Origin of the sequence: Nocardia goodfellowii, from assembly GCF_017875645.1 — a bacterium.
Lineage (GTDB): Bacteria > Actinomycetota > Actinomycetes > Mycobacteriales > Mycobacteriaceae > Nocardia > Nocardia goodfellowii.
The window spans coordinates 6,642,681-6,664,973 of the sequence record NZ_JAGGMR010000001.1; the positions used below are offsets into that span (position 1 = coordinate 6,642,681).

Below are 22,293 nucleotides of genomic sequence, written 5' to 3' on the forward strand. Positions count from 1 at the left end.
GGTTCCCGGATCACCGGCCCGCGCCCCGTTCCGGCGGCGGACCGACCACCTCGAGATCGAGTTCGGCGCGCGCACGGGCGAAGCCCTCGACGGGAAAACGCATATCCCCGCCCTCGACGTGCACGTGCGCCTCGGTCGGGGTGTTCATGTACTCGAAGAACTTCTCGAACACATCGGTGGTCAGCAGGCCGAGCATCTGGGTGCTGTGACTGTCGAAGGCGAAGCTGTGAATGGTGCCCGCCGGCGCGTGCAGGAAGTCACCCTTGGTGAGCAGGATCTCTTTCCCGTTCGCGTGCAACAGGATTCGGCCTTCGAGGCAGAGGAAGTTCTCGGTGTGCTGCCGATGGAAGTGCCGCGGGATGTAGGCGCTCTTCCCGCCGCTGGTGTGCATCGCGAAATAGGTTCCGCCGGTATTGCGGGACCGTGCCAGATAGGAATTGAGTTGGTCCATGCTCGCCCACCGGTCGCCCGCACCAGCCTCGAGGACGTAGGGCGATTCGTCCATCGGCAGCGCCGCACCGGTGCGCGGCGGCAGCTCATGCTTCTCCAGATCGTGGATCACGACGCCGAACTGTGCCGCCAGCTCCGATTGCCGCCCCGGCGAAACCGGCTGGGCCGCGGTGATATCGAAGACATGCGCGGACGTCTCGCGACCGGCGGCCTGCGCGAACCGGTGCCCGTCACCGAGGGTGAGCCAGCTCAGGAACCGCGTGCGATGCGCGAGCATGCGGTACGCGTAGGGCGTCCCGGGCGGTATCGCGACGGACCCGCCGGGCGCCAAGACCTGCGTTTCCCCCGGCAGCCACACCTGCAACTGGCCATCGGTGACATAGAGGAATCGATGCTCGCCCTCGTGCGAGAGGAACGGTGTCTCGATGCCCTTGCCGCCGTAGATATACGCGGCGCCGAACTGCCCGCCGGTGTCCTCCGGGTGAGCGATGACCGTCAGCAACTGACCGCCGAGCTCATACCGCTCCCCTTCACCAGCGGCCAGGTAATACGGAACGCAACGGCCGGGCAGCGTGTCGATCGCCGGAGCCACGGCATGCACTTCGTCGATAGCGGGAATGTCGAAGTCCGTCATGATCGTTGCCGACCTTTCAGTGTGCGCGCGAAGAAGTCCGCGATGGCGGGGAAGCAGGCGTGCGGATGCCGTTCGGCGAAGGCCGCGCCCGCCGGAGTGGAGGCATGGATCCGTGCGAGCGCCGAGGGTTCGCGTTCGAGCCGACCCTGGTCGAGAAGCAGGCCGGGACCGAGCTCGAACACCGCACCGGGGTTGAAGAATCCGTGCCCGAAACCTTCGATGAGGTAAAGGATTACGTCGTTGCCGTGGGCCACCAACGCGGTGTACAGCGCCATACTCTGGTCGTGCCGCACCAGGGTGTCGGCGAGTCCGTGCATGAGGAGAAACGGCGGCGTAGCGCCGCTTACCTGCAATGCGGGGCTCGCTGAGACCGCCGCGCCGAGATTGTCCCGAATGGGTCCGCCCAGCAGATCCGCCTCCGGCGCAACGGATTCCCCCGGCGCCCGCTCCCCCGCGAGGTCGATCATGCTCGGCAGGTCGGCGGGCCCATAGCCATCGACCACTGCCGCGACCGCGCTGCTGACCGACGACACTTCCTCGCCGGGCAAACACGCCACAGCAGAATGCACACCGGCGAGCGCTGCCAGATGACCGCCCGCCGAGGAGCCCCACAACCCGATCCGGCCCGGATCGATGCCGTGGTCAGCGCCATTGGCACGCAGCCAGCGCACCGCGCGGCGAACATCGAAAAGCTGACCGGGATGCGTCGTCGCCGGAGCCAGCCGATAATCCAGGCTCACCATGACGAAATCCTGGGATGCGAAGTGCCGCAACAAATCCGGGCAGGCCGTACGGTCTTGCAGCCGCCATCCACCACCGTGCAGCCACATGATCGCGGGCAGTGGCCGCGACATAGGCAGAGGCCGCACGACATCGAGCAGTAACCCCGGCGCGTACTCGAGTGTGGAACGACGGACAACGGTCGAAGCCGTGTCCAAGGGAAGAACTCCTTCGAACGCAGAACCCGGGCCTGGGTCGCCGCAACCGCGGTTGTAAGGCCTCACCTTAGGTCTCTGCCTGCGTCGGACTGTAACAGCCCACCCACCACACTCGCCAGCCTTGGGGGCCGTCGCGATCGAAGACGAAAGACCATACATTGGACTTGAAGTGTACGGTCATCTTTTATGGCAACTCCGATCGAACCCGGCGCACAACACCCACCCAGGCCCCGTCAGCTGGACTCGCCGCTGATACCGAAGATCCTCAAATATGCGGGCAAGGCACAGGTCTGGATCTACCGACGCACCGGCGGCCGCATCGGCGGCACATGGCGAATCGGTGCGGGGTTCCGGAAACCGGTGCCCACGCTGTTGCTCGAACATCGCGGCCGCACCACCGGCACGATCTACACCGTGCCGCTGCTCTACCTCGCCGACGGCGCCGACATAGTCGTGGTCGCCTCGCAGGGCGGGCTGCCGAAACACCCGCAGTGGTACCACAACCTGCGCGCGCACCCCGATACCCACATCCAGATCGGCCGGGAACGCCGAGCCGTCCACGCGACCGTCGCCGATCCGGTGCAGCGAGCCCGCCTATGGCCTCGGCTGACCGACCTCTACGCGGACTTCGCCACCTATCAATCCTGGACCGACCGCGAGATCCCGGTCATCATCCTCAGCGACCAGCGAGCCGTTTGAGGTTTTCCACCAACGCGATGTATTCCGACCGAGCCTCCTGGCGACTCATCCCCTTCATCCCGGCCCAGAGGTTCCATTTCGCCCTGGCGTCGCTGTCGTCGTCGGCGGGTGGCTCGGTGGTGTTGTCCCCGACGACGGCCTGTTGGAAATAGGCATACAACTGGAGCGCGACGCCTTGGGACGGCGGGGGCGTCAAACCTCGCACATCGGCGTGGGCGGCCTCGAAGGCGTCCTGGGAATCCGTCACCATGATGTCCTTCCACGAATAGAACCGGGGCGGCTCCCCGGTCGATAGATCGGATAGCCATCTCGCGCCGGATCTATCACGGAACCCCGGCACGACCGCCGGCGGTCATCGCAGCGCTTGCTCGAACATCGGCCAGGATTTGTGCAGATCGTCCTGCCAATAGCCCCAGGCATGGGTGCCGTTCGGTCGGAGATCGAAGATCGCGGGCACACCCGCTGAGCGCAGACGCTCCTGTAACTGACGGGTGCACATGTTCGCGATCACCTCCATCGGCGCACCGAACATCAGTTGATAGAGCAGCTGCGTGATGTCGCCACCCGCACCTTCGAGGCTTTCCCTCGGTCCCGGCAGGCCGGTACCGGTCGCGACATAGACGGCCGTACCGCGCAACTTGTCCGCTTGCAGGTAGGGGTCGTTCGCCCGCCAGGCCGGATCGCCGGGTGGCCCCCACATATTGGCGGCGGTGCCGCGCTGCGTGGTGACCACGGCCTGGACGATGGCCTGGCCCGCCGGATCGCTGGTGCGCACACACCCGCTGTAGGAGCCGATCGCCCGATAGAAACCCGGTGCGGCGAGCGCGAGCTGAAACACCGAGGTTCCCGCCATCGACACCCCGGCGATGGCATTCGCCCCGGTGCCGTGGAATTCGCCGTCCACGATCGGCGGCAGTTCCTCGGTCAAAAAGGTGGCCCAGCGCTGCTTGCCCAGCACCGGATCATCCGCGCGCCAATCGGTGAAATAGCTCCCCGCGCCGTCCAGCAGCACCATCACGTTCACCTGCTTGTCGGCGAAGAAATCGGCGATATCGGTGCGATCGATCCAGTTCCCATCCGAACCCCCGCTGGATCCGTTGAGCAGATACAGCGTAGGTGCCGGGGTTTCCGGATCGGCGGCACGCAGCAGCGTCATCCGCACGGCTCGGTCCATCGCCGCCGAATACACCTCGAGCTGTGTCTGCCTACCAGGTCCCGGGCGTTGCTCCACAATCCGCGAAGTGTCGGCCGGCACGGGATCAGCATGGGCGGTCGCACCCACACAGGCGAGAAAGAGCGAAGCGGCAAGCAGCACCGTGCCCGTTCGCCGCGATCGGTTCGGCATGTCGACTCCTGCCCGCTGAGACGGCTCCGATTCGCAGTCAAGAGCATTCGCGTGCGGACCCGCGCGCTATTCGCGCAACCTTGTGGGCGTTACCAATCGACGGGAGTTTCTATCGAGGTCGCTCCCAAGCGGCCGCGCCCGAACTCATGGCCGGACGGGACCCGCCATGATGACCGCGAGCGCTTCGGCTCGGGTGGTGATCTCCGGCAGGGCGGTCAGCCACCGGGTAGGTCCGGCCCCTGATTCTCCGCGAACCCGCCTCGCGCGCCCCGGCCCGAACACCCCGCTGAGCCATGTCCGGGACCGGCGAACGGTCAGAAGGTTATGGCTGTGAAGATTTCGTTGACCAACCCCAGCGTGGCATCCCGGTCTTCACCTGCCGCCATAACCTGCTCGTAGAAGCGACCGTCGCTGATCGGCAGGTGGAGTATGGACAAACGCATTGTGCCGCGGTTTCCGGCGACTTCGGCGTCGTTGGTGATGACATCGGAAAAGGCGCTCTGATGCAGCACCTGCGCGATATTGGCTTTGTGTTCCGCGATGGTCGGGGGATGCGCGGGGCCGAGCTGCATCTGTCGCGTATTGCAGAACAGGAACGCCATCGGTACTCCAGCCGTCTGGGGACGAGGATAGATCAGCAACTTTACGCCGCGGCCCCCGAAGACGGCGCCGAACACCCCGGTAGCGGGCAGCGATGTTCGGACCCCCGGATCGCGCGATCGCCGTGCCCACGCGAGCGTTTCGAACGATCCCGCCCGACCGTGGACCGTCCAAGAACTCAGCACGACGGTCGGAGCATCCAGACATGTCTTCGCGCAACGCTTCACCGCCCTCGTCGGCCAGTCACCGATGGCCTGTCCGGCCGGGTAGCGACTGAATATTGCGGTACGCCTGCCGCGGCCCTCCCCCGGGGTTCGATTGTCAGCGACGTCCTCGAAAGGTGCGACGTAAGTCGTCGGTCCATTGCTCGGGGATCTCCCAGGGGATGAAGTGGCCGCCGCGGTCGTGGACGGTGAGATTGACGTGGTTGTACCACTGGGCGCGGTCGCCGGCACAGAAGTGTTCGACGCGTTGGGCGGTACTGACACCGGGCGGGTTCTCGTAGCCGACGAAAGTGATGCCGGTGGGGGCCTGCACGACCGGGAGGCGGTCGTGCGACGGCGTCCAGGGATAGCGATTGTTGTTGGCGTAGAGGCGAATCGAGGTGCCGATGGTGTTGGTGGCCCAGTAGATCGTGGCGTGGGTGAGCAGATCATCCTTGCTGAACACCGTTTCGATGTCGCCGCCGTTGTCGCTCCATTTGCACCAACGTTCCAGAATCCAGGCGAGCATGCCCGCCGGAGAATCCGACAGCGCGTGGGCCAGGGTGCTGGGAGCGAGCATATGTGCGGCCAGGTGGACGGCGAAACGCCTGTCCAACTCCACGATTCGCGCGCGGTCCGCCGCGGGCAGGCCGTCGGGAATCGGCTGCCCGCCACCGAGATCCCAGGCCCGGTCGCCGTTGAACAGGGTGAGTTTCAGTCCGGATCCGATGTGAATGGCATACAGCTCGTCGGCGTATTTGTGCCCGAGCTGAGCGGTGACCAGCGCACCCACGTCGCAGCCCGCGGCACCGTATTTCCGGTAACCCAGAACATCGGTCATCAGCGTGTGCCAGAGGTCGGCGACCTTCCAGAAGTTGAGATCCGGACGGTCCGTCAGCGGGCTGGAGAACCCGAAGCCGGGAAACGACGGCACGATCACCTCGAACGCGTCGGCCGGGTCGCCCCCGTGCGCACCCGGATCGGCCAGCAGGTCGGCGACCTTGGACCAGTGCCAGAACGTCCAGGGCCAGCCGTGGGTCAGGATCAGCGGCGCCGGATTCGGTCCGACGCCGGGCCTGCGCATGAAATGCACTGGCACTCCGTCGATTTCGACGTGGTAATGCTGGTATGTGTTGATCTTCGCTTCGGCGGCGCGCCAGTCGTATCCGCCGCGCCAGTAGTCCACCAGTTCCTGGAGATAGTCGCGGGGCACGCCGTAATACCAGTCTTCATTGCCGACAGCGTCGGGTAGCCGGGTCAGCTCCAGGCGTTGCCGCAGATCGGTGAGCACCTGGTCGGGAACGTGAATCTTGGTCGGCGACAAGGGAAATGGCCGCGTTTCGTGGGTGCTGTAGCTCATCTGACCTCCTACGCCGGTTGCACCTCACTTTACATAAGCAGCTTATTTAATCAACTTCTATAAGCCCCGGATATAGTTGTCGGCGTGGACGACATCGACGATTTCGACGTGGCCGCCTTCACCACGGCGATCGAGGACTTCAACCGCTGCTACATCCGCATCCCGGTGCGGGAAAAGCTGCCGTTCACCACCCTGTCGGTGCTCGACACCCTCGCCACCCGAGGGCCGACGCGCCTGACCGATCTGACCGTGACCGAGCAGCTGACCCAGCCCGGTATCACCCAACTCGTCACCCGTCTGGAACGCGACGGACTGGTGTTGCGCCGCCGCGATCCCGCAGACGGGCGGGCCGTGCTCGTGCACCTCACCGACGCGGGCCGACAGGTGCGAGACAACCGTCGCGACGACCGCGTCCGGCACCTCACCCCGATGGTTTCCGAGCTGAGCCCCGCACACCGTCGAGCACTCGCCGCAGCGCTGCCCGCCCTCACCCGGCTCGCGGAGCTCGGACGTGCGCGCTGAGAAAGCGCGCGAAACAGCGTCACCCCGCGTTTCGCGGGTCGAACGCCTGGGCAACGGACAGGCTGTCTTCGTAGACGTGGTGGCGAGTGATCAGATCGTTCTCGACGGTGAGGTGCAGCGCGAAACGGGCGCTATAGGCGCGGCCGGTGGGCCGGGCGGTCTGGCGAATCTCCCCCAGCACCACCGCATCCGGGCCGTCGACCAGAATGCGTTCTACCACCGTGCCGACTCGATCGGGCACGTGGTGCCGGGCGATTTCGCGATAGTGCTCAGCCGCGTCGGCGCGGGTGGCACGGTGCCGAATCCAGGGCGTCTCGTTCCGGCCGTGCTCGTGCTCGGGCCAATCCAATTTCCAGTCGCTGACCGGGGCGTACAGCGCGGCGGTTGCTTCCGGGTCGCCCGACCCGATCCGACGAAGTAGTTCTTCGACGACGGTACGAGTGGCGGTTGTCGCCGCGAGGTCGCTCATGACTGCCACCATGCCCAAGCCGGAGGGCGCTGTCGATTACCTCCGAGGTAATGGTGGTCTATCCCGCCGATGGTGTGAGCACGATTCTGCCGAACAAGGTCACCACCATCTTTTGCTGCACCAGGAGGACCGTCCCTCGTCCGACCGGCTACCGCCGGTCCCGCGACTGGCACCGGCTTCGGCGTCCCTGGACATGGGGCCCAGCGCGGTTCGGGTGTAACCTGCCGACCATGCAGCGCGCTCGATTCACTACGACGCCGGACGACGTCCCGGCGCGCTGAACACTGTTCTGATCAAGCCCCGGGCGGATGCCCGGGGCTTTTTCCGTGTGCTGATCCGCCCATACCTGGGAGGAGACCCACGTGCACGACCACCGGAAATTGGGCCGAGAACTCGGCTTGTTCGACAGCGACCCGCTGATGGGGGCCGGGCTGCCGTATTGGTTGCCGGACGGCGCGATCGTGCGCCACAGCCTCGAGGAGTACATCCGCGCCGCGGAACGGCAGGCGGGCTATCAGCACGTGTATTCGCCGGTGCTGGGAAAACGCGAACTGTACGAAATCTCTGGGCACTGGGCGCATTACCGCGATGACATGTACCCCGCGATGGACCTCGGTGGCGAGCAGGTGGTGCTGCGCCCCAGTTTGTGCCCCCATCACGCTTTGATCTACCGGTCCCGCTCGCACAGCTACCGGGAGCTTCCATTGCGAATGGCGGAGCTCGGCGCGATGTACCGTTCCGAATTATCCGGCGTGCTCGGTGGTTTGACCCGCGTGCGCTGTATCCAACTCAATGACGCGCACATCTTCTGCACTCTCGACCAGGTAGCCGACGAAGCCGCGGGCGCGCTCGCGATGATCGGCTCCGCCTACCGTGCGATGGGGATCAGCACCGAGCGCTACCGGTTGTCACTGCCCGGTGCGGGCGGCAAATACGTTGCGGCACCGGACATGTGGCGGCACGCCAGCAAAATTCTGCGCGAGGTACTCGACCGATCCGGCGTGCGGTACGAAGCCGTCGAGGGCGAAGCCGCGTTCTACGGCCCGAAAATCGATGTCCAGGTGCGTGATCACGCCGGCCGCGAGTCCACCCTGTCCACCGTCCAGGTCGACTTCTATCAGCCCGAACAGTTCGGGCTGCACTACACCGGTGCCGACGGCGCCAAACACCGCCCGGTCATGGTGCACCGCAGCATAATCGGCAGCGTCGAGCGTGCGGTCGCCCACCTGATCGAACAGCACGGCGGCGCCTTCCCCGCTTGGCTGGCCCCGGTGCAGGCAGTGCTATTGCCGATATCCGCAGCCGAAGCGGCCGCGGCCGCCGCACTTCGTGACCGATTCCTCGAAGCCGGTGTGCGCGTGCGAATGATGGACGCGGAAGCGGGCAGCCTGGCCGCACGCGTACGGGAAACCCGCCTCGTGCCCTACCAGCTCATCCTCGGCCCCGCCGAAACCGCGAACGACGAAGTAGCCATCCGGCTGCGCGACGGACGCCGCATACCCGCCCAACCGGCGCACGACGCGCTGGCACGTATCCGTGCGACTATCGAAAACCGCGACACCGCTCTGTGGCCGGAGTTACGGCCGCGCTCTCGAATACTTTGAGCGACAACCGCTTTGGAGCGCAACCCCGACTCGTCCCACCCGCCTGGCCCGTCAGGCGGCGAAGACGGCGCGTACGACGGACTCGTCTCCGTCGATCTCGACCAGTCCCAGGGTCCGGGCGTCGCTCAAGGTGAGGGCGCCCGCGGCGGGGGCGAGGACGTAGGAGGGGTCGGCGCGGACGGTGGCGTCCAGGGCGCGGCCGTCATGCGGGCCGACTTCGAAACCGGAGCTGGTCGCGTGGAGGTGGAAAGGGCGGTCGCCGAGGTCGAGGCGGGCCTGCCCGACGTCGCCGATCTGCCGACGCTGATCGTGTGGGGCGACGCCGACATCGCCTTCCGCCGTGAGGAACGCGAGCGCCTGGAAGCGACGTTCACCGATCACAAGACCGTAATCGTCGAGGGCGCCGGGGACATACGTGGAATCCGACGAGCCCGAGGAGTTTGTCGCCGCTATCCGCGAGTGGACAGCGTCGTAGTCGAGATGCGACTCGTGGCCGCCAGACATGCCGATGGGCACCGCGGCGAAAAGGGAGTGCGGGATCGGTGGGGCCTTCCGTAGGCTGACGCCACCAGCCTTCGTGGGGAGGCTTTCTCGGGGGAGGAGAAATCATGGTGTTCATCACGATCATCGGGGTGATCAGTGTTTTCGGTGCGGTCGTCGGCTTCGCGAGTGGGGATTGGGGCTTCGGATTCAGCTGCCTCGGGTTCGCGGTTGTCACGGTGATCATCGCCGGTGCTGTGCGTGACACCGGCAGCGGGCGTGCCCGCACGCGGGGGCGTTCCGGATCCTGGCGTGCGGGTAGCGGCATCCTCGGCAGCTCCGGCGGCGATAGCGATTCCGGGAGTGACGGCGGCGGTTGTGGTGGCGGTTGTGGCGGTGGCGGCTGAGTAACGCGACATTCGCGTTTGGCAGAGTGGGCACCGAGACCGTGGAGATGGCGACAAGGAGCAGAACGTGATCGATATTCCCTGTAGAGCGGTACTTTTCGATTGCGATGGCGTCCTGGTCGATTCGGTCGACAGCGGTGAACGCGCCTGGCGGCAGTGGTCGGGTGAGTACGGCCTGGACTCGGCGCTGGTCCTCGACGGCATCCACGGCCGCCGCTCAGCGGACACGGTAGCCCTGTTCCTGCCGCCTGAACTGCGCCACGACGCCCTCGCGAGAATCGAGACCATCGAGATCGACCAAGCCGTCGATACCCGGCCGATCTCCGGCGCACGGCAGTTGCTCGACCAGCTCACACCGCACTGGGCCGTGGTCACCTCGGCCTCCGCACCGTTGCTGACGGCCCGGTTGACCGCGACCGGCTTGCCGACCCCGCCGATCGTGATCACCGCCGGCGAGGTTCAGGTGGGCAAGCCGGCTCCCGAGGGCTACCTGTTGGCGGCGGACAAACTCGGCGTACCGATCCAGAACTGCGTCATCGTGGAAGACAGTGCGACCGGTATCCGAGCCGCTGCCGCGGCCGGCCCCGCTCGCATTATCGGAGTCGGGGAGGCCGCGAAGGACAGCGCGGCCCACCTCGTGGTCCGCGATCTGACCGGCATCAGCCGGACGTCCACCGGACTGCGCATCGACGCCCGGGTGATATTGCGTGGCTGAAAGGCGATGAGCCGCAACCCAACTGAGCGCAGGCTGGTCAGTACATGCTGGAATGGCCGTAGACGGCGAACGTGTCTTCATCCCGTCTGACGATCCGATAGGGCCGCCATCCCGTGGCCAGTGCTGGATTGAGCAAGTTGAGCTGCACGCGCGGTGGGTTCCGGCTGCCGCCCCAATCGCGTTGCAGCTCGGTGTATCCGGCGGCGACGTTGTCCGCGAGCATGGTGGCGATCCAGCGAGGGAGGTCGTCGTCGCTGATGTCGAGGACCTCTCGCGCGCCCCAGGCCTCCGATATCTCGAGGAAGTCGCGTTGGATGGCCGCGCCGTCGGCAGTCGGTAGCCGTCGCGCGTCGCTCATGATCAGGTTCGCTCGCCCGGACGCTCGCGAAGCGGATATCTCGTCATCGCGGACGACCGCACCCGTTCGCCTCGATGTTTGCCGCACCCGAACCACATGGTCGTCCTGTAGCACCAGGTCGGTGTCGACGCCGCGTGGTTTGTTGCGGTAACTCCAGAAGCGTTGCCGTGGCGGCTTTCCACCGCTCACGGAGCTGTAACTCGACGACAAGTCCTCGGCACCGGTTTCGCTTTTCGGGCTGCCCAGCAAGGCGACAACCTGAGCGGCGCTCATTCCAGGGGCGATCTGGTCACGGGTTTTCCGGCCGAACACGTCCATACCTCCTGGTCGAGGGGATCGTCGATTCGACCATACAGGCGAGCGCGCTGGGGTTTTCGCGGTTGACGAATTGTGTGGACGTTCGCTCAGCGGATAGGGCGCGGTGGTTGTCACTCTTGCCTCGTCGGCCGCCTAGGCGGATGCGAACCGACCCGCCAACCCACGCAGCGGCAGGTCCGCGCTGGTGAGGATGCCCGGGGGTGCGGCCACCACCGATCGGATCGCGTTGAGGGCGGGCAGTCCGGTGACGGTCATGCCGATGGCGGCGAAGGAATCCGGATCGGACAGGTCGATACCGGGTTTCGGGAAGATCATGTGTTTGCTGTAGATACACGGGTCGCCCGTTATCTTGGTGACATAGCAGCCCTTCACGTCCCATTTCGGGGCCGTATGGGGGGTCATCTGCCATTCCAGATGGGATTCGATCCGCGGTACGCCGTCGACGATGCCCTGATATTTGATGTAGTTGGCGCCGAGTGAACCTTCGGGCAGGGTGTACCAGCCGAGGTCGACATCCCTTGTGCACGCGCCGAGTTCGTAACTGAAGGTGACATCGTCCAGCTCGAGACCGAAACAGTCGGCCATCAGATATACCGAGTCGGCGAAGACCCGGGTGAATTTCTCGAGCGAGGCAGGGATCGTGGGGTCGTCGACAGGCCGGCCGTAGCCGACTTCGATCCAGGTCCGCACGGAATGGTGGCAGGACACGTCGACCGATTCGATGACGGTGACGTTTTCGATCTCGGCCACGTCGCAGGAGTGGGCGACCCCGAGGATCTGGCACAGGCCGGGATTCATGCCGGTGCCGTAGAACGTGGAACCCCCGCGTTCGCAGGCGGCCCGCAGTACCTCGGTGACCGGCTTACCCGAGGGGTGCGGATGGTTCCGGTCACGATGGTGGCCGGTGATCCAGTCGGCCGTGGTCACGATATCGATGCCCGCCTCGAGGACGCGTTCGTAGAGAGCCTCGTCGGGGAACACGCCGTGGAAGGTCACGACATCCGGTCGGGCCGCGATGATTTCCTCGACCGTGCCGGTGGCGCGCACGCCGATCGGCGGCAGACCGGCGAGTTCCCCGGCATCGCGGCCGATCTTCTCCGGTGTGTAGCAGTGCAGTCCGATCAACTCCAGATCCGGATGTCTGCCGATACGTTTGATCATTTCGGTGCCGACATTGCCTGTGGCGACCTGGAATACGCGGATCTGCTGCTGGGTGCTCATGGGGGACAGTGCCTTCCGTCATCGAGTCGCGGGATAGAACTGCGCGGCCCAGTGCCGGAGCGCTTTGAATCCCTCGAATTCCTTCTGGGACAACCCGGGTGGGTCGGAGTAGCGCTGGTGCGCCCAGATGTGGATGTCGGCTTCGAATTGCGCGATAACGGCCTGGGCGAGCTGCTGCGCCTTGGCCGCCGCGTCGGTTCGTTGCGCACCGGACGGCCGCCCGATCCAGACCGAGAAACGCACGTCGGAGGTTTCGTCGTCGACCGGGGTGACCGCCGACAGCGTGCGATTGTCGATCATGCCCCAGCTCTTGGTGACCGCCGCGCCGAGTCCGGCGTTGATCGCCTGCACGCCGCTGTTGATCTCGCCGGCCGCGGTGTCGTCGAAGGCGATCGTGAAATCCACGTAGGCGACCGGCTTGTCGAAATTCTGGCGGGTGAACGTCGGGATGATCGGGACCTTGTGCACATACTTGAAATGCGCGAAGTCCACCCCGTTCTCCATGATGTATTGCGGGTGCAGCTCGAGCCGTTCCCGGTACAGCGTGGAGTGCGGATACGCCGGGAAGTAGTCCGCGGCACTTTTCCCGTCGTCGAATCCGGTGAATACATCAGGTATTTCGAAGTGCGGGGGACGTCCATCGACGTCGTGCCAGATCCAGATCGATTCGTTGCGCTCCACCACCGGGTAGCTGCGGATGCGCCTGCCCTTGTTGGGGTGGTTCTCGTACGGAACACGGACATTTCGGCCTTCGCGATTCCATTCCCAGCCGTGAAAAGGGCATACGATGCGGTCGCCTTCGACGTGCCCGCCGAACCCGAGGTGCGCGCCGAGGTGTTCACAGTAGGCGTCCATCACCGCGACCTCACCCGCTTCCGACCGCCACGCGATCAGGTCGCGCCCGAAGTAGGTCATCCGGTGCACCGCACCGACACCGACCTCGGCCGACCATGCGACCTGAAACCACCCGGTCGGCCGCATCGATAGTGGGGGTTTTGCCATGGTCTTGTCCTCCGTCGTGCGGGAGCGCCTTGATCGTAGAACCCTCTTCGATACTATGCAAGAGGGTTCTACGAAAATGGAAAGGCACCTGCCCCAGGAGATTTCAGCAGTCCCGGAGCTGGCTAGGATGCACGCGATGACCGATCCGGGAACGACAGGCAGGCGCAGCAACAAACGCGGTATCGCCACGCGCGAGAACATGCTCGAAGCCGCCCTGCGGGCACTGGCCACCGGCGACCCGGCGGCGGCCTCGGGCAACCGGATAGCCAAGGAGATCGGCGCCACCTGGGGTGTCGTGAAGTACCAGTTCGGTGACGTCGACGGGCTATGGGCCGCGGTGCTGCGCCGCACGGCCGAACGCCGCGGCGACCTCCCCGTCCGCGTCGACCCCACCGCATCCCTGCGCGAACGCGTCACGGGCATCATCGAATTGATGTACACCGGCCTCAGCTCACCCGACTCCCGCGCCATCGAAACGCTGCGGGCCGCTCTCCCCCGCGATCCGGCCGAACTGGAACGTCTCTATCCGCGCACCGCCGCGGAACTCGCGTCGTGGAAGCCGCTCTGGCACGACGCCTGCCAGAAAGCCTTCGCCGACTTGGACATCGACCCGCGGCGCATCCGCGAGATGGCGGCCCTGATCCCCGGCGCGATGCGCGGCCTCGTCTCCGAGAAGCAACTCGGCACCTACGCCGATCTGGACGAGGCGCGCCGCGGCCTGATCAACGCCATCGTCGCCTACCTGGAGCCCTAGCCAGGGCTCATCACAGCGCCGAAAGCGAGTCCGGTCAGCTTGGGCGCTGTCCCCTGAATCCGGCGGGTCGTCCGGGGCGAGACCGACGGATCCACCCAGTAGCCGATCGGGGGCATACTGGTCTGGGTCGGTAGTTCCCGAGCAAGACTCCACACCAGGAGGTATCTCGATGGAGCGTCACCAAGATCTCTCGCAGGATGCGCGGCGTAAGGCCGGCGACGAGAGCGCCGCGGCCCAGCGCGCCGAACGCCACGACCAGATGACGGACATGAACCTCATCCGCGCCGAGTCCGGCGGCGACTACGAGCCGCCGACCCGCGCGGACATGGAAGGCCGGATCGACCGCGAGCGCAAGACCACGCCGCGCGAAGACCGCCATGCCGCCAAGTCCTCGACCCATGACGCGACCCGGGTCGCCAACACCGACCTCGACGAAGGCTCCTGAGCGCGGACGCCCAGCCTGATCAGGCGAGGTGCCGGTTCGCGCACCGCAGATAGCCAAAAATCGCCGTTGACCAGGGAAAGTCGGGCTTCTCACTTTCATGTGCGAGCGCGGCTCCCGACTCCCTACCGTCGGTGGCATGACAGAGAAGACGATCCCCAGATTGATGGCCCGGTCGATCGACCCGGTAGCCGATTTCTATACCGCGCTGGGGTTCGAGACCACGTTCCGCCAGCGGGCCCCCTACCAGTTCTTGAGCGTGCGGCGGCATGGTATCGAACTGAACTTCTACGGCGACAAGAACTTCGATCCGGCATCGTCCACGCATGGCTGCCTGATCGACACCGATGACGTCGACTACCTGTACGCGGTATTCACCGAAGGGTTGCGCAACGCTTACGGGTCGGTCCCCACCCAGGGGTGCCCGCGGGTGGGCACGTTGAAGGACGTGAGCTATGGCATGCGGCAGTTCCTGGTGATCGATCCCGGTGGGAACACCCTCCAGATCGCGCAGCCGATCAGCGAGAACCAGGAACACCGGCCATTGCCGAAGGGGACGTTCGACCGGGCCATCCACATGGGCGCGTTGTTCGCGGATTCGAAGCAGGACTTGGCGCTGGCGGTGCGGGTGCTCGATCGGGCGCTGCACCGGACCGACGAGGAGCCGACCGCGGTCCAGTTGGTGAAGCTGCTGGTGCTGCGGGCCGACGTGGCGGTCCGGCAAGACGAGCCGGAATTGGCGCGGCAGTTGCTTGCCCGTGTCATCTCCGCGGAGGTCAGCGGGCCGGAACTAGCTGATGATCTCCGGCGGGCCGCGGAGCTTCGAGCCGGGCTGTGACATCGACCCAGCGCCGGACAGCAGCATCGGTATTACCGTATGTTCCGCGGCGCTGGGTTCAGTTTGTGCCGAGCGCGACCTACGCCTGGATAACTTCGACTTTCACCAGTGCGTTCAGCGAATCGCAACTCGCCCACGACTGGTTCTGCCCGTATTGCACCGGGCCGTACTTCCAATAGGTGAACGGGACAGGCCACGCAACGCAGGTGAGCTTCACCTGATGCCAGGTCGGCAACTCGCAATTGGCCATTCCGCCGGTGTTGAAGATGTTGTAAACGTGACAATTGGCTTGCCACACCGGTACGTCCGCCTGGGCCATGCCGCCACCGGCGAGTACAGTGGCCGCAGCCGCGCTGGCCACGGCGGCACCGGCAACTAGCCGCTTCGCAGATAGCATTTCGAACCTCCTGAATTGATGTTGTCTGAAACACATCGCGAACGGTTGATACTTGTTACTCCAACCTGCCGTGACGTGCACCGATCCATTCCGGCATCCGCGTAGCTATTGATGCGAATACCCGGTGGAAACGCTTTCCGCTAGCCCTCTGCGGGGCATATCGACGGCGACGGTTGAGTGCCGCAGTGTCGTGCTTCGGCCTGCCCACCGGGCTGTGCACGCGGTTATCCGCGGCGGAAGTGTTCTACCAGCCGGGAGTAGCTGTCATGGCCATGACCAGCGTCCAGTGCTGCGGCGACAAGCTTTCTGGTGTAGGTGGGCAGATCGACGTCGATACCCCGGACCCGGCTCTCGGCGATCAAGTCGTCGAGAGAAGGCAGATGATGCACCAGCGCACCATAGGGGGTAGCGAATTCGGCGCGGTCGATTTCGCCGGCGAGCATCGGGAACAGCGATGACAGCGCCGTCAAGGACGGCTGCGCCACCTGCTGGAAATCGCCGACCCGAATGCCCGCATTGCCGAGAAGTGCCGCGGCGTGCAGGAAACCGTTCAGCAGACCCCACATGATGTCGTGAACGGCCATGCCGTACAGCACGGCTACACCCGGGTCGTCGGAGACGTGGGTGGCACGGCCGCCGAGGGACCGGAGCAGGGCTTCGTGCCGGTCGAAGACGTCGCGGAGACCACCGTAGAAGACCACCGCGTCCGGCGAGCCGACAGCCGGCGCGATGGTCATGATCTGCCCGTGTAGATAGTCCGCACCGTGCGTGGTCACCAATTGACCGGTCGCCCTGGACTGTTCGGAGGATCCGTCGGTCAAGTCGACCACGGTGCGCCCCGGTAGCGCAGACGCCGCCGTGCGCAACACCTCCGCCGCCACCGCGCCGCCTTTGACGTTGACGATCACCACCTCGGCGGCGGCTACGGCCGCCTCCGGCGTCGCTGCCGGGCGCGCACCCTTTGCCACCAACTGGTGCACCTTGTCCTCCGACCGGTTCCAAACGGTCACCGGATAACCGGCGTCCAAGAGCGCGACGGCCAACGCCGACCCCATCTCGCCCAGGCCCAGAACCGCGACCGCCACTGCTTGTTCGTTCTCATGCACACTCACAGAACGGACCCTAGAAGCTCAACTCTTGTTGAGGTCAAGCTCGGCTGCGCAACCCACCTTCCGTTCCGTCGTCGGCATCGCAGCTGGCGAAAACCGCTGGGATGCTGCGACTTTGGTAATCCGGGCAATAACAGACCGCTACCCGCACAGTGCGATGTATGCTGACCGGGACAGCAGTGCCTGTGACAGGCCTGGTCTGCGGCGTGACGTCGGTCCGCCTTCTCACCCTCCGTGCAATCCGTACGACGAGTGGATCGAACGTTCCCTTCCCCCGGTCGTCCCTGACGCCGAATCTTTGCCCTTCGCCCGAGTCGAGCGGCGCCCTGCCGTTCGACCCCGACACACCAAACCTCGGTCCCCACAACAGAAATGGAGTGAATGCCCATGAGTACCAACCCAATTACCAACGGCACCGAACGAGCGATCATCGAGGACATCCTCGACCGCAACCGCGAAGCGCTCATCGAAACCGTCCGCGGCCTGTCCGACACCGACGCCCGCCGACGACTCGTCGCGTCCCTGACGACGCCGATCTCGGTGATCAAGCACGCCGCCGCCGCGGAACGCATTTGGTTCCAACGGTTCTGGGCCGAACTCGACGAATCCGAATGCGATGGTTATTCACGCCGCGACGAAGGCACCTTCGCCGTCGCCGACGACGAGACGCTGGCCGACGTCATCGCCGAATTCGAACGCGCGAGCCGACGTTCCCGCGAGATCGCGTCCCGTTTCGATCTCGACGACACCAAGGACAATCCCCGCGAGGGCACCGTCAGCATGCGCTGGACACTGCTCGCCATGATCCAGGAATTCGCCCGGCACGCAGGTCACGGTGACATCTTGCGCGAACAGATCGACAAACCCCTGCTGTGAGACTTTGAGCGTGACGATCTACGGGCCGGACCGACGGTGAGTGAGTTGCCCAGGACGGCACGCGGCTGATAGAACCGAGCGAATCGATGGGGGAATTCAGTGTCTAATCCAGGGCCGGGCCAGTATCACTACCCTGAGCAGCCGTATCCCGCACCGGCATATGGACCGGGGCCCCACGGCGGCCGGTCGGCGCCCGGTCGCCCACCACGGAGCAACGCGCCCTTGATCATCGGCGTGGCCGTGGGCCTCGGTGTGGTGTTGTTGATCGTAGTCGCGATAGTGCGCATAGGCGGTTCCGCGTCGTCGCCGTCGGCCGCTGGTGATTACACCCTGGCCGGGCTGCGCGACGGCTGTGACGTGGTCGACCCGAGTCCGCTCGAGCAGTGGGCTGTGGTGCGTAGCGGCATCGACCAGACCGACAGCCCGCCCAGCACGTCGCACGGCGGTCACTTCCGCTGCACGATCCGAAACCAGGATCACAATGTGGCCGAAGTACGGGTGCAGGCGAGCATCAACGCCCCGGGCGGCGAACCCTCGTACTTCGAGAACAAGAACTCGCGGAAGCAGTTCCTGGGCACCGGCGGGGTGATGACGGATGTGTCGGGTGTGGGTGAGCAAGCCTTCGAAACCGTTGACGCGGTCGACTGTTTCATGCAGTTCGCCGGTGGCTGTCTTACCTACGAACTCGGTCTGCTGGACAGCAACTTGTCGCTGCTGGTCCGGGTGAAGATCGAACTCGGCACCGAGGGTGATCGAATCGACAAGGACGCCGTCGCCGGTGCCACGCGGATGATTGCGCAGCAGGTGATGGGGGAACTCCGGCGTTAGGGTTCGGCCGATAGGCCCGCCGACCGGCAGCGCGTCCGACCCGGGTGTGCGACGATACCGTCGCCGGTACGGCAGAACACGGGTTGCCCCGGCGCACAGTCGATCCCGCGTTGCTCCGATCCGGACTGTCGCGGACTCCCCGTATCCCTCGGTCGTCACCCGGCGGAACATGGTGCTGGGTACGTAGATTCGGAGGGGTAGGTCATGAAGGAGGGCCCATGGTGAATTCGTTGTCCGACAATCAGGTCCAGCAGATCGCTGCCGCGATAGAAGCGGGACGACGACCGCGTGTGTACTTCACCGCCGACGCTGTCGGGATGGAGGAGGGCCGGTCCGGTGTGGTGGTCGAGGTCGCCTCGCCCGCCGAGCCCGACTACCTGCATGTGCGGCCGACCGGATCGAGAGACACACTCGCGTTCTCTCCCACCGAGTTGACCCTCTCCAGACCGGCGCGCCGCCGCTCCGCTCCGCAACGGCCGCGCGCCGACGACGAAAGCCCTTCCCTGTTCGAGAATGTCGGCAGTCGGCCGTAATGCCCACCGGCCGAGCGGATAACGGCCCGCGAGGTATCAGCCCGTGACAGCTCCGTGCGCGGCCGAGCTGACGAGCTTGCGGTACTTGGCGAGCACGCCCGAGGTGTACTTGGGCGCGAGCGGTTCCCAGCCGGCCTTGCGGTCGGCGAGTTCGCTGTCGTCGATCTCCACGTCGAGGCGACGGTTGGCGACGTCGAGAACAATCGGGTCACCGTCGCGGACGAAGGCGATCGGGCCGCCGTCCACGGCTTCGGGAGCGACATGCCCGACACACAAACCCGTTGTGCCACCGGAGAATCGGCCGTCGGTGAGCAGCAGCACATCCTTGCCGAGACCAGCGCCCTTGATCGCACCGGTGATGGCGAGCATCTCCCGCATACCCGGGCCGCCCTTCGGGCCCTCGTAGCGAATGACCACCACATCGCCCGCCGCGATCGTGCCGTCCTCGAGCGCGTCCATCGCGGCACGCTCCCCGTCGAACACCCGGGCCGTCCCGCGGAAGACATCGGAATCGAAGCCGGCGCTCTTCACCACGGCGCCCTCGGGTGCGAGTGAGCCGTGCAGGATGGTGAGTCCGCCCGTCTTGTGGATCGGCTGATCGAGCGAACGGATGACATCGCCATCGAGACCGAGTTCGATGTCGGCCAAGTTCTCCGCCATGGTCTTCCCGGTGACGGTCATGACGTCTCCGTGCATGAGGCCCGCGTCGAGCAGCGCCTTCATCACGACCGGGATACCGCCGACCTTGTCCACATCGTTCATGACATAGCGGCCGAACGGCTTGAGATCGCCCAGGTGCGGCACCTTGTCGCCGACCCGGTTGAAGTCGGCGAGGGTCAGGCTGACGCCCGCCTCGCGGGCGATGGCCAGCAGATGCAGCACGGCGTTGGTGGACCCGCCGAGGGCCATCACGACAGTGATGGCGTTCTCGAACGCCTCCAAGGTCATGATGTCGCGCGCGGTGATGCCCCGGCGCAGCAGTTCGACGACCGCCTCCCCGGACTTCACGGCGTAGTCGTCGCGGCGGCGGTCGGGGGCGGGCGGAGCCGCCGAGCCGGGCAGACTCATCCCGAGCGCCTCGGCGGCGGAGGCCATGGTGTTGGCGGTGTACATGCCGCCGCACGCGCCTTCGCCCGGGCAGATCGCCCGTTCGATGCGGTCGACCTCTTCGCGGGTGATCAGGCCTTTGATGCAGGCGCCGACCGCTTCGAAGGCGTCGATGATCGTGACGTCCTTGCCGTCGACGTTGCCGGGCAGCGTCGAGCCCGCGTACAGGAAGACGCTGGACAGGTCCAGCCGCGCCGCCGCCATCAGCATGCCCGGCAGGCTCTTGTCGCAGCCGGCCAGCAGCACCGAGCCGTCCAGGCGCTCGGCCATCATGACGGTCTCCACGGAGTCGGCGATGATCTCACGGCTGACCAGGGAGAAGTGCATCCCCTCGTGCCCCATCGAGATACCGTCGGACACCGAGATGGTGCCGAATTCGAGTGGATACCCGCCGCCGGCGTGGACGCCGCGTTTGACCGCCTTCGCGAGCCGATCGAGCGACAGATTACACGGAGTGATCTCGTTCCAGCTGGACGCGACGCCGATCTGCGGCTTGGCCCAATCCTCGTCACCCATACCGACCGCTCGGAGCATGCCGCGGGCGGCGGTCTTCTCCAGGCCATCGGTGACGTCGCGGGAGCGGGGCTTGATGTCGAACGACTTGCCGGACTCGGGTGCCATTGCGCAAGTCTACGACCCGGGAAACCCGGTGTTATCCGCGCCGCCTCGGCTCTCCCCCGTCCGGGTGGTGCGGCCCCGGCACCACGGCCGCCGGACGATTACCCTGGGTGACACCCGCCCGGAGTTTGGGCGGTCGACGGTGTTCCACATCGGGATCGACGAACCAACTCAACGTCAGGACGGCCGATGTTCACTCAGTCCGACCTATTCACCCTCGTCAACGCCACACCCGGACGCGGTGTGTCCTTCTACCTGCCCACCCACACCGGCGGACCGCAGACCAGGCAGGATCCGATCCGCTTCAAGAATCTGATCGCCGAAGCGCACGGCAAACTGGTCGCCGAAGGCCTGCGCAATCACGAAGCCGACGCGCTCCTGGCCCCGGCGAACGCCCTCGTCGACGACGATCCCTTCTGGCAACGCCAGAGCCAGGGGCTGGCGCTGTTCCTCGGCGCGGACGGCACCGAGTACCGGTACACCGTGCCGCTGGCTTTCACCGAGCAGGTGCACATCGAGCCGGGCTTCTATGTGAAGCCATTGCTGCCGCTGCTGGCCACCGACGGGGAATTCGCCGTGCTCACCATGACGGCCGATGGCGCACACCTCTACAACGCCACCAAATACACCATGACCGAGGATCGCGGTGCGGAGCTTCCGGGCACCGCGACCGACAATCTGGACGACGACAACGAGACCCGCGTGCAGGGCGGTCCCGCCGCACGCCCGCACACCGGCGGCTACGCCAGCTCGACCACCCAGGCCTACGGGGACACCCCGGCGGACTGGCGCAAGACCGTGCTCGACGAATGGGTGGGCAAGGTCGCCTCCGCCGTCGACCGCCACCTGGCCGACCGGTCGATTCCGCTGGTATTGGTCGCGGGCCCGGAATTGGCCGGCCAATTCAAGAAGCGGACCACCCTCGGTTCGCTGCTGGCCGGAGCGGTCGACACCAACCCCGCGGCCCTCGATACCGAGCGGCTGCACGCCGCCGCCTACGCGGTGGTGCAGCCGGAGTTCGAAGCCGAACAGCACGCCGCTCTCCAGCGCGCCGCGGAGTTGCTGGCGGACAGCCCGACAAAGGTCGCGGTCACGATCGGCGAGGTCGTCCGGGCGGCGTTCCAGGGCCGCGTCGATACCCTGCTGCTGACCGCCGGCGCGGAGGAGCCGGGCCGATTCGACGAAATGAACGACGCCGTCGAAACCAATTCGGCGCCGGGCACTTCGGTGGTGGACCTCACCGAGTACGCCACCGTGCGGACCTTGGAGAACAAGGGCGCCGTCCATATTCTGCCGCCCGAGGAGATCGCCGGACTCTTCGAAAGTCCCGCGGCGCCCACCTCCATAGCGATACTGCGCTACTGACGGGCGCTCGCACTCGCCGTTCACCCCTGGGATAACGATGACCGCTCGCTGTGTGCCGTAAGTTTGCCCACAGCGTTTCGCCATGGAACTGCCTGGTGCCC

25 protein-coding genes and 1 pseudogene are annotated in these 22,293 nt (G+C 65.8%); 12 read left to right on the forward strand and 14 right to left on the reverse strand.

The window, feature by feature from the left end; translation table 11 throughout:
• Positions 1–10: 10 nt before the first annotated feature.
• A complete protein-coding gene (locus BJ987_RS30825) occupies positions 11–1,084 on the reverse strand; it encodes a quercetin 2,3-dioxygenase (RefSeq protein WP_209896590.1) in 1,074 nt (357 codons plus the stop codon).
• Positions 1,081–2,022: an alpha/beta hydrolase gene (locus BJ987_RS30830; protein ID WP_209896591.1), complete on the reverse strand. Its 942-nt coding sequence runs from the start codon at positions 2,020–2,022 to the stop codon at positions 1,081–1,083. The genes BJ987_RS30825 and BJ987_RS30830 overlap by 4 nt, the downstream gene beginning before the upstream one ends.
• A gap of 186 nt (positions 2,023–2,208) precedes the next feature.
• Here BJ987_RS30830 and BJ987_RS30835 point away from each other — a divergent pair, with 186 nt between their 5' ends.
• Positions 2,209–2,721, forward strand: a complete 513-nt coding sequence (locus BJ987_RS30835) for a nitroreductase family deazaflavin-dependent oxidoreductase (RefSeq protein ID WP_209896592.1) — start codon at positions 2,209–2,211, stop codon at positions 2,719–2,721.
• Here the strand turns inward: BJ987_RS30835 and BJ987_RS30840 are convergent.
• The 4 genes from BJ987_RS30840 to BJ987_RS30855 all read right to left on the reverse strand — a co-directional run bounded on the left by BJ987_RS30840 (position 2,699) and on the right by BJ987_RS30855 (position 6,229).
• Entirely contained in the window at positions 2,699–2,968 is a 270-nt protein-coding gene (locus BJ987_RS30840) for an acyl-CoA-binding protein (protein ID WP_209896593.1), read from the reverse strand. The genes BJ987_RS30835 and BJ987_RS30840 overlap by 23 nt on opposite strands.
• Before the next feature lie 105 nt (positions 2,969–3,073).
• The gene (locus BJ987_RS30845; RefSeq protein ID WP_209896594.1) at positions 3,074–4,066 is read right to left on the reverse strand and encodes an alpha/beta hydrolase; all 993 of its coding nucleotides are present in this window, start codon (positions 4,064–4,066) and stop codon (positions 3,074–3,076) included.
• 314 nt (positions 4,067–4,380) lie between these two features.
• Positions 4,381–4,668: a hypothetical protein gene (locus BJ987_RS30850; protein WP_209896595.1), complete on the reverse strand. Its 288-nt coding sequence runs from the start codon at positions 4,666–4,668 to the stop codon at positions 4,381–4,383.
• 319 nt (positions 4,669–4,987) lie between these two features.
• Positions 4,988–6,229, reverse strand: coding sequence for an epoxide hydrolase family protein (locus BJ987_RS30855; RefSeq protein WP_209896596.1), 1,242 nt, complete (start codon positions 6,227–6,229; stop codon positions 4,988–4,990).
• Positions 6,230–6,313: 84 nt separating this feature from the next.
• Between BJ987_RS30855 and BJ987_RS30860 the strand changes: the two genes are divergently transcribed.
• On the forward strand, positions 6,314–6,751 hold the full coding sequence (locus BJ987_RS30860; protein ID WP_307869806.1) for a MarR family winged helix-turn-helix transcriptional regulator: 438 nt from the start codon (positions 6,314–6,316) through the stop codon (positions 6,749–6,751).
• Between the two features lie 19 nt (positions 6,752–6,770).
• Here the strand turns inward: BJ987_RS30860 and BJ987_RS30865 are convergent, their stop codons facing one another.
• On the reverse strand, positions 6,771–7,220 hold the full coding sequence (locus BJ987_RS30865; RefSeq protein ID WP_209896597.1) for a nuclear transport factor 2 family protein: 450 nt from the start codon (positions 7,218–7,220) through the stop codon (positions 6,771–6,773).
• Between the two features lie 359 nt (positions 7,221–7,579).
• Between BJ987_RS30865 and thrS the strand changes: the two are divergent.
• Positions 7,580–8,824 (forward strand): annotated as a pseudogene (thrS, locus tag BJ987_RS30870) (threonine--tRNA ligase); the annotation flags it as partial.
• Between the two features lie 51 nt (positions 8,825–8,875).
• On the opposite strand, the gene BJ987_RS30875 reads toward thrS, so the two are convergent.
• Positions 8,876–9,328: a hypothetical protein gene (locus BJ987_RS30875; protein ID WP_209896599.1), complete on the reverse strand. Its 453-nt coding sequence runs from the start codon at positions 9,326–9,328 to the stop codon at positions 8,876–8,878.
• 104 nt (positions 9,329–9,432) lie between these two features.
• Between BJ987_RS30875 and BJ987_RS30880 the strand changes: the two genes are divergently transcribed.
• Both BJ987_RS30880 and BJ987_RS30885 read left to right on the forward strand, forming a co-directional pair.
• The gene (locus BJ987_RS30880; RefSeq protein ID WP_209896600.1) at positions 9,433–9,711 is read left to right on the forward strand and encodes a hypothetical protein; all 279 of its coding nucleotides are present in this window, start codon (positions 9,433–9,435) and stop codon (positions 9,709–9,711) included.
• A gap of 67 nt (positions 9,712–9,778) precedes the next feature.
• Entirely contained in the window at positions 9,779–10,426 is a 648-nt protein-coding gene (locus BJ987_RS30885) for an HAD-IA family hydrolase (RefSeq protein ID WP_209896601.1), read from the forward strand.
• Positions 10,427–10,463: 37 nt separating this feature from the next.
• Here the strand turns inward: BJ987_RS30885 and BJ987_RS30890 are convergent, their stop codons facing one another.
• The 3 genes from BJ987_RS30890 to BJ987_RS30900 all read right to left on the reverse strand — a co-directional run bounded on the left by BJ987_RS30890 (position 10,464) and on the right by BJ987_RS30900 (position 13,325).
• The gene (locus BJ987_RS30890) at positions 10,464–11,102 is read right to left on the reverse strand and encodes a hypothetical protein (RefSeq protein WP_209896602.1); all 639 of its coding nucleotides are present in this window, start codon (positions 11,100–11,102) and stop codon (positions 10,464–10,466) included.
• Between the two features lie 132 nt (positions 11,103–11,234).
• Positions 11,235–12,323 (reverse strand): NAD(P)H-dependent amine dehydrogenase family protein, encoded by a 1,089-nt coding sequence (locus BJ987_RS30895; protein WP_209896603.1) that lies wholly within the window; start codon positions 12,321–12,323, stop codon positions 11,235–11,237.
• Between the two features lie 18 nt (positions 12,324–12,341).
• On the reverse strand, positions 12,342–13,325 hold the full coding sequence (locus BJ987_RS30900) for a Rieske 2Fe-2S domain-containing protein (protein ID WP_209896604.1): 984 nt from the start codon (positions 13,323–13,325) through the stop codon (positions 12,342–12,344).
• 136 nt (positions 13,326–13,461) lie between these two features.
• Here BJ987_RS30900 and BJ987_RS30905 point away from each other — a divergent pair, with 136 nt between their 5' ends.
• The 3 genes from BJ987_RS30905 (at position 13,462) to BJ987_RS30915 (ending at position 15,359) form a co-directional block, all read left to right on the forward strand.
• A complete protein-coding gene (locus BJ987_RS30905) occupies positions 13,462–14,079 on the forward strand; it encodes a TetR/AcrR family transcriptional regulator (RefSeq protein ID WP_209896605.1) in 618 nt (205 codons plus the stop codon).
• A gap of 169 nt (positions 14,080–14,248) precedes the next feature.
• Positions 14,249–14,524, forward strand: coding sequence for a hypothetical protein (locus BJ987_RS30910; RefSeq protein ID WP_209896606.1), 276 nt, complete (start codon positions 14,249–14,251; stop codon positions 14,522–14,524).
• Positions 14,525–14,660: 136 nt separating this feature from the next.
• Entirely contained in the window at positions 14,661–15,359 is a 699-nt protein-coding gene (locus BJ987_RS30915; protein WP_245366205.1) for a bleomycin resistance protein, read from the forward strand.
• A 79-nt stretch (positions 15,360–15,438) separates the two neighbouring features.
• On the opposite strand, the gene BJ987_RS30920 is transcribed toward BJ987_RS30915, so the two are convergent.
• Together BJ987_RS30920 and BJ987_RS30925 are read right to left on the reverse strand one after the other, a co-directional pair.
• Entirely contained in the window at positions 15,439–15,720 is a 282-nt protein-coding gene (locus tag BJ987_RS30920) for a hypothetical protein (RefSeq protein WP_307869807.1), read from the reverse strand.
• Positions 15,721–15,980: 260 nt separating this feature from the next.
• Positions 15,981–16,868: an NAD(P)-dependent oxidoreductase gene (locus tag BJ987_RS30925; RefSeq protein WP_209896607.1), complete on the reverse strand. Its 888-nt coding sequence runs from the start codon at positions 16,866–16,868 to the stop codon at positions 15,981–15,983.
• Positions 16,869–17,252: 384 nt separating this feature from the next.
• On the opposite strand from BJ987_RS30925, the gene BJ987_RS30930 reads away from it, so the two are divergent.
• The 3 genes from BJ987_RS30930 to BJ987_RS30940 all read left to right on the forward strand — a co-directional run bounded on the left by BJ987_RS30930 (position 17,253) and on the right by BJ987_RS30940 (position 19,102).
• Entirely contained in the window at positions 17,253–17,741 is a 489-nt protein-coding gene (locus BJ987_RS30930; RefSeq protein ID WP_209896608.1) for a DinB family protein, read from the forward strand.
• Between the two features lie 222 nt (positions 17,742–17,963).
• Positions 17,964–18,569, forward strand: a complete 606-nt coding sequence (locus tag BJ987_RS30935; RefSeq protein WP_209896609.1) for a hypothetical protein — start codon at positions 17,964–17,966, stop codon at positions 18,567–18,569.
• Positions 18,570–18,787: 218 nt separating this feature from the next.
• On the forward strand, positions 18,788–19,102 hold the full coding sequence (locus tag BJ987_RS30940; protein WP_209896610.1) for a hypothetical protein: 315 nt from the start codon (positions 18,788–18,790) through the stop codon (positions 19,100–19,102).
• 36 nt (positions 19,103–19,138) lie between these two features.
• On the opposite strand, the gene ilvD is transcribed toward BJ987_RS30940, so the two are convergent.
• Positions 19,139–20,830 carry a dihydroxy-acid dehydratase gene (gene ilvD, locus BJ987_RS30945; protein WP_209896611.1) on the reverse strand — a complete coding sequence of 564 codons (1,692 nt, stop codon included), beginning with the start codon at positions 20,828–20,830 and terminating at the stop codon, positions 19,139–19,141.
• A gap of 186 nt (positions 20,831–21,016) precedes the next feature.
• Between ilvD and BJ987_RS30950 the strand changes: the two genes are divergently transcribed.
• Positions 21,017–22,192, forward strand: coding sequence for a baeRF3 domain-containing protein (locus BJ987_RS30950; RefSeq protein WP_209896612.1), 1,176 nt, complete (start codon positions 21,017–21,019; stop codon positions 22,190–22,192).
• The last annotated feature ends 101 nt before the right edge of the window (positions 22,193–22,293 follow it).

Bases quoted from the DNA above. Each gene is read 5' to 3' on its own strand.
- BJ987_RS30890 (WP_209896602.1), bottom strand. From the start codon at position 11,102: ATGGACGTGTTCGGCCGGAAAACCCGTGACCAGATCGCCCCTGGAATG.
- BJ987_RS30895 (WP_209896603.1), bottom strand. From the start codon at position 12,323: ATGAGCACCCAGCAGCAGATCCGCGTATTCCAGGTCGCCACAGGCAAT.
- BJ987_RS30940 (WP_209896610.1), top strand. From the start codon at position 18,788: ATGGTGAATTCGTTGTCCGACAATCAGGTCCAGCAGATCGCTGCCGCG.
- BJ987_RS30905 (WP_209896605.1), top strand. From the start codon at position 13,462: ATGACCGATCCGGGAACGACAGGCAGGCGCAGCAACAAACGCGGTATC.
- BJ987_RS30930 (WP_209896608.1), top strand. From the start codon at position 17,253: ATGAGTACCAACCCAATTACCAACGGCACCGAACGAGCGATCATCGAG.
- ilvD (WP_209896611.1), bottom strand. From the start codon at position 20,830: ATGGCACCCGAGTCCGGCAAGTCGTTCGACATCAAGCCCCGCTCCCGC.
- BJ987_RS30910 (WP_209896606.1), top strand. From the start codon at position 14,249: ATGGAGCGTCACCAAGATCTCTCGCAGGATGCGCGGCGTAAGGCCGGC.
- BJ987_RS30825 (WP_209896590.1), bottom strand. From the start codon at position 1,084: ATGACGGACTTCGACATTCCCGCTATCGACGAAGTGCATGCCGTGGCT.
- BJ987_RS30900 (WP_209896604.1), bottom strand. From the start codon at position 13,325: ATGGCAAAACCCCCACTATCGATGCGGCCGACCGGGTGGTTTCAGGTC.
- BJ987_RS30835 (WP_209896592.1), top strand. From the start codon at position 2,209: ATGGCAACTCCGATCGAACCCGGCGCACAACACCCACCCAGGCCCCGT.
- BJ987_RS30850 (WP_209896595.1), bottom strand. From the start codon at position 4,668: ATGGCGTTCCTGTTCTGCAATACGCGACAGATGCAGCTCGGCCCCGCG.
- BJ987_RS30875 (WP_209896599.1), bottom strand. From the start codon at position 9,328: ATGTCTGGCGGCCACGAGTCGCATCTCGACTACGACGCTGTCCACTCG.
- BJ987_RS30855 (WP_209896596.1), bottom strand. From the start codon at position 6,229: ATGAGCTACAGCACCCACGAAACGCGGCCATTTCCCTTGTCGCCGACC.
- BJ987_RS30865 (WP_209896597.1), bottom strand. From the start codon at position 7,220: ATGAGCGACCTCGCGGCGACAACCGCCACTCGTACCGTCGTCGAAGAA.
- BJ987_RS30915 (WP_245366205.1), top strand. From the start codon at position 14,661: ATGACAGAGAAGACGATCCCCAGATTGATGGCCCGGTCGATCGACCCG.
- BJ987_RS30845 (WP_209896594.1), bottom strand. From the start codon at position 4,066: ATGCCGAACCGATCGCGGCGAACGGGCACGGTGCTGCTTGCCGCTTCG.
- BJ987_RS30950 (WP_209896612.1), top strand. From the start codon at position 21,017: ATGTTCACTCAGTCCGACCTATTCACCCTCGTCAACGCCACACCCGGA.
- BJ987_RS30880 (WP_209896600.1), top strand. From the start codon at position 9,433: ATGGTGTTCATCACGATCATCGGGGTGATCAGTGTTTTCGGTGCGGTC.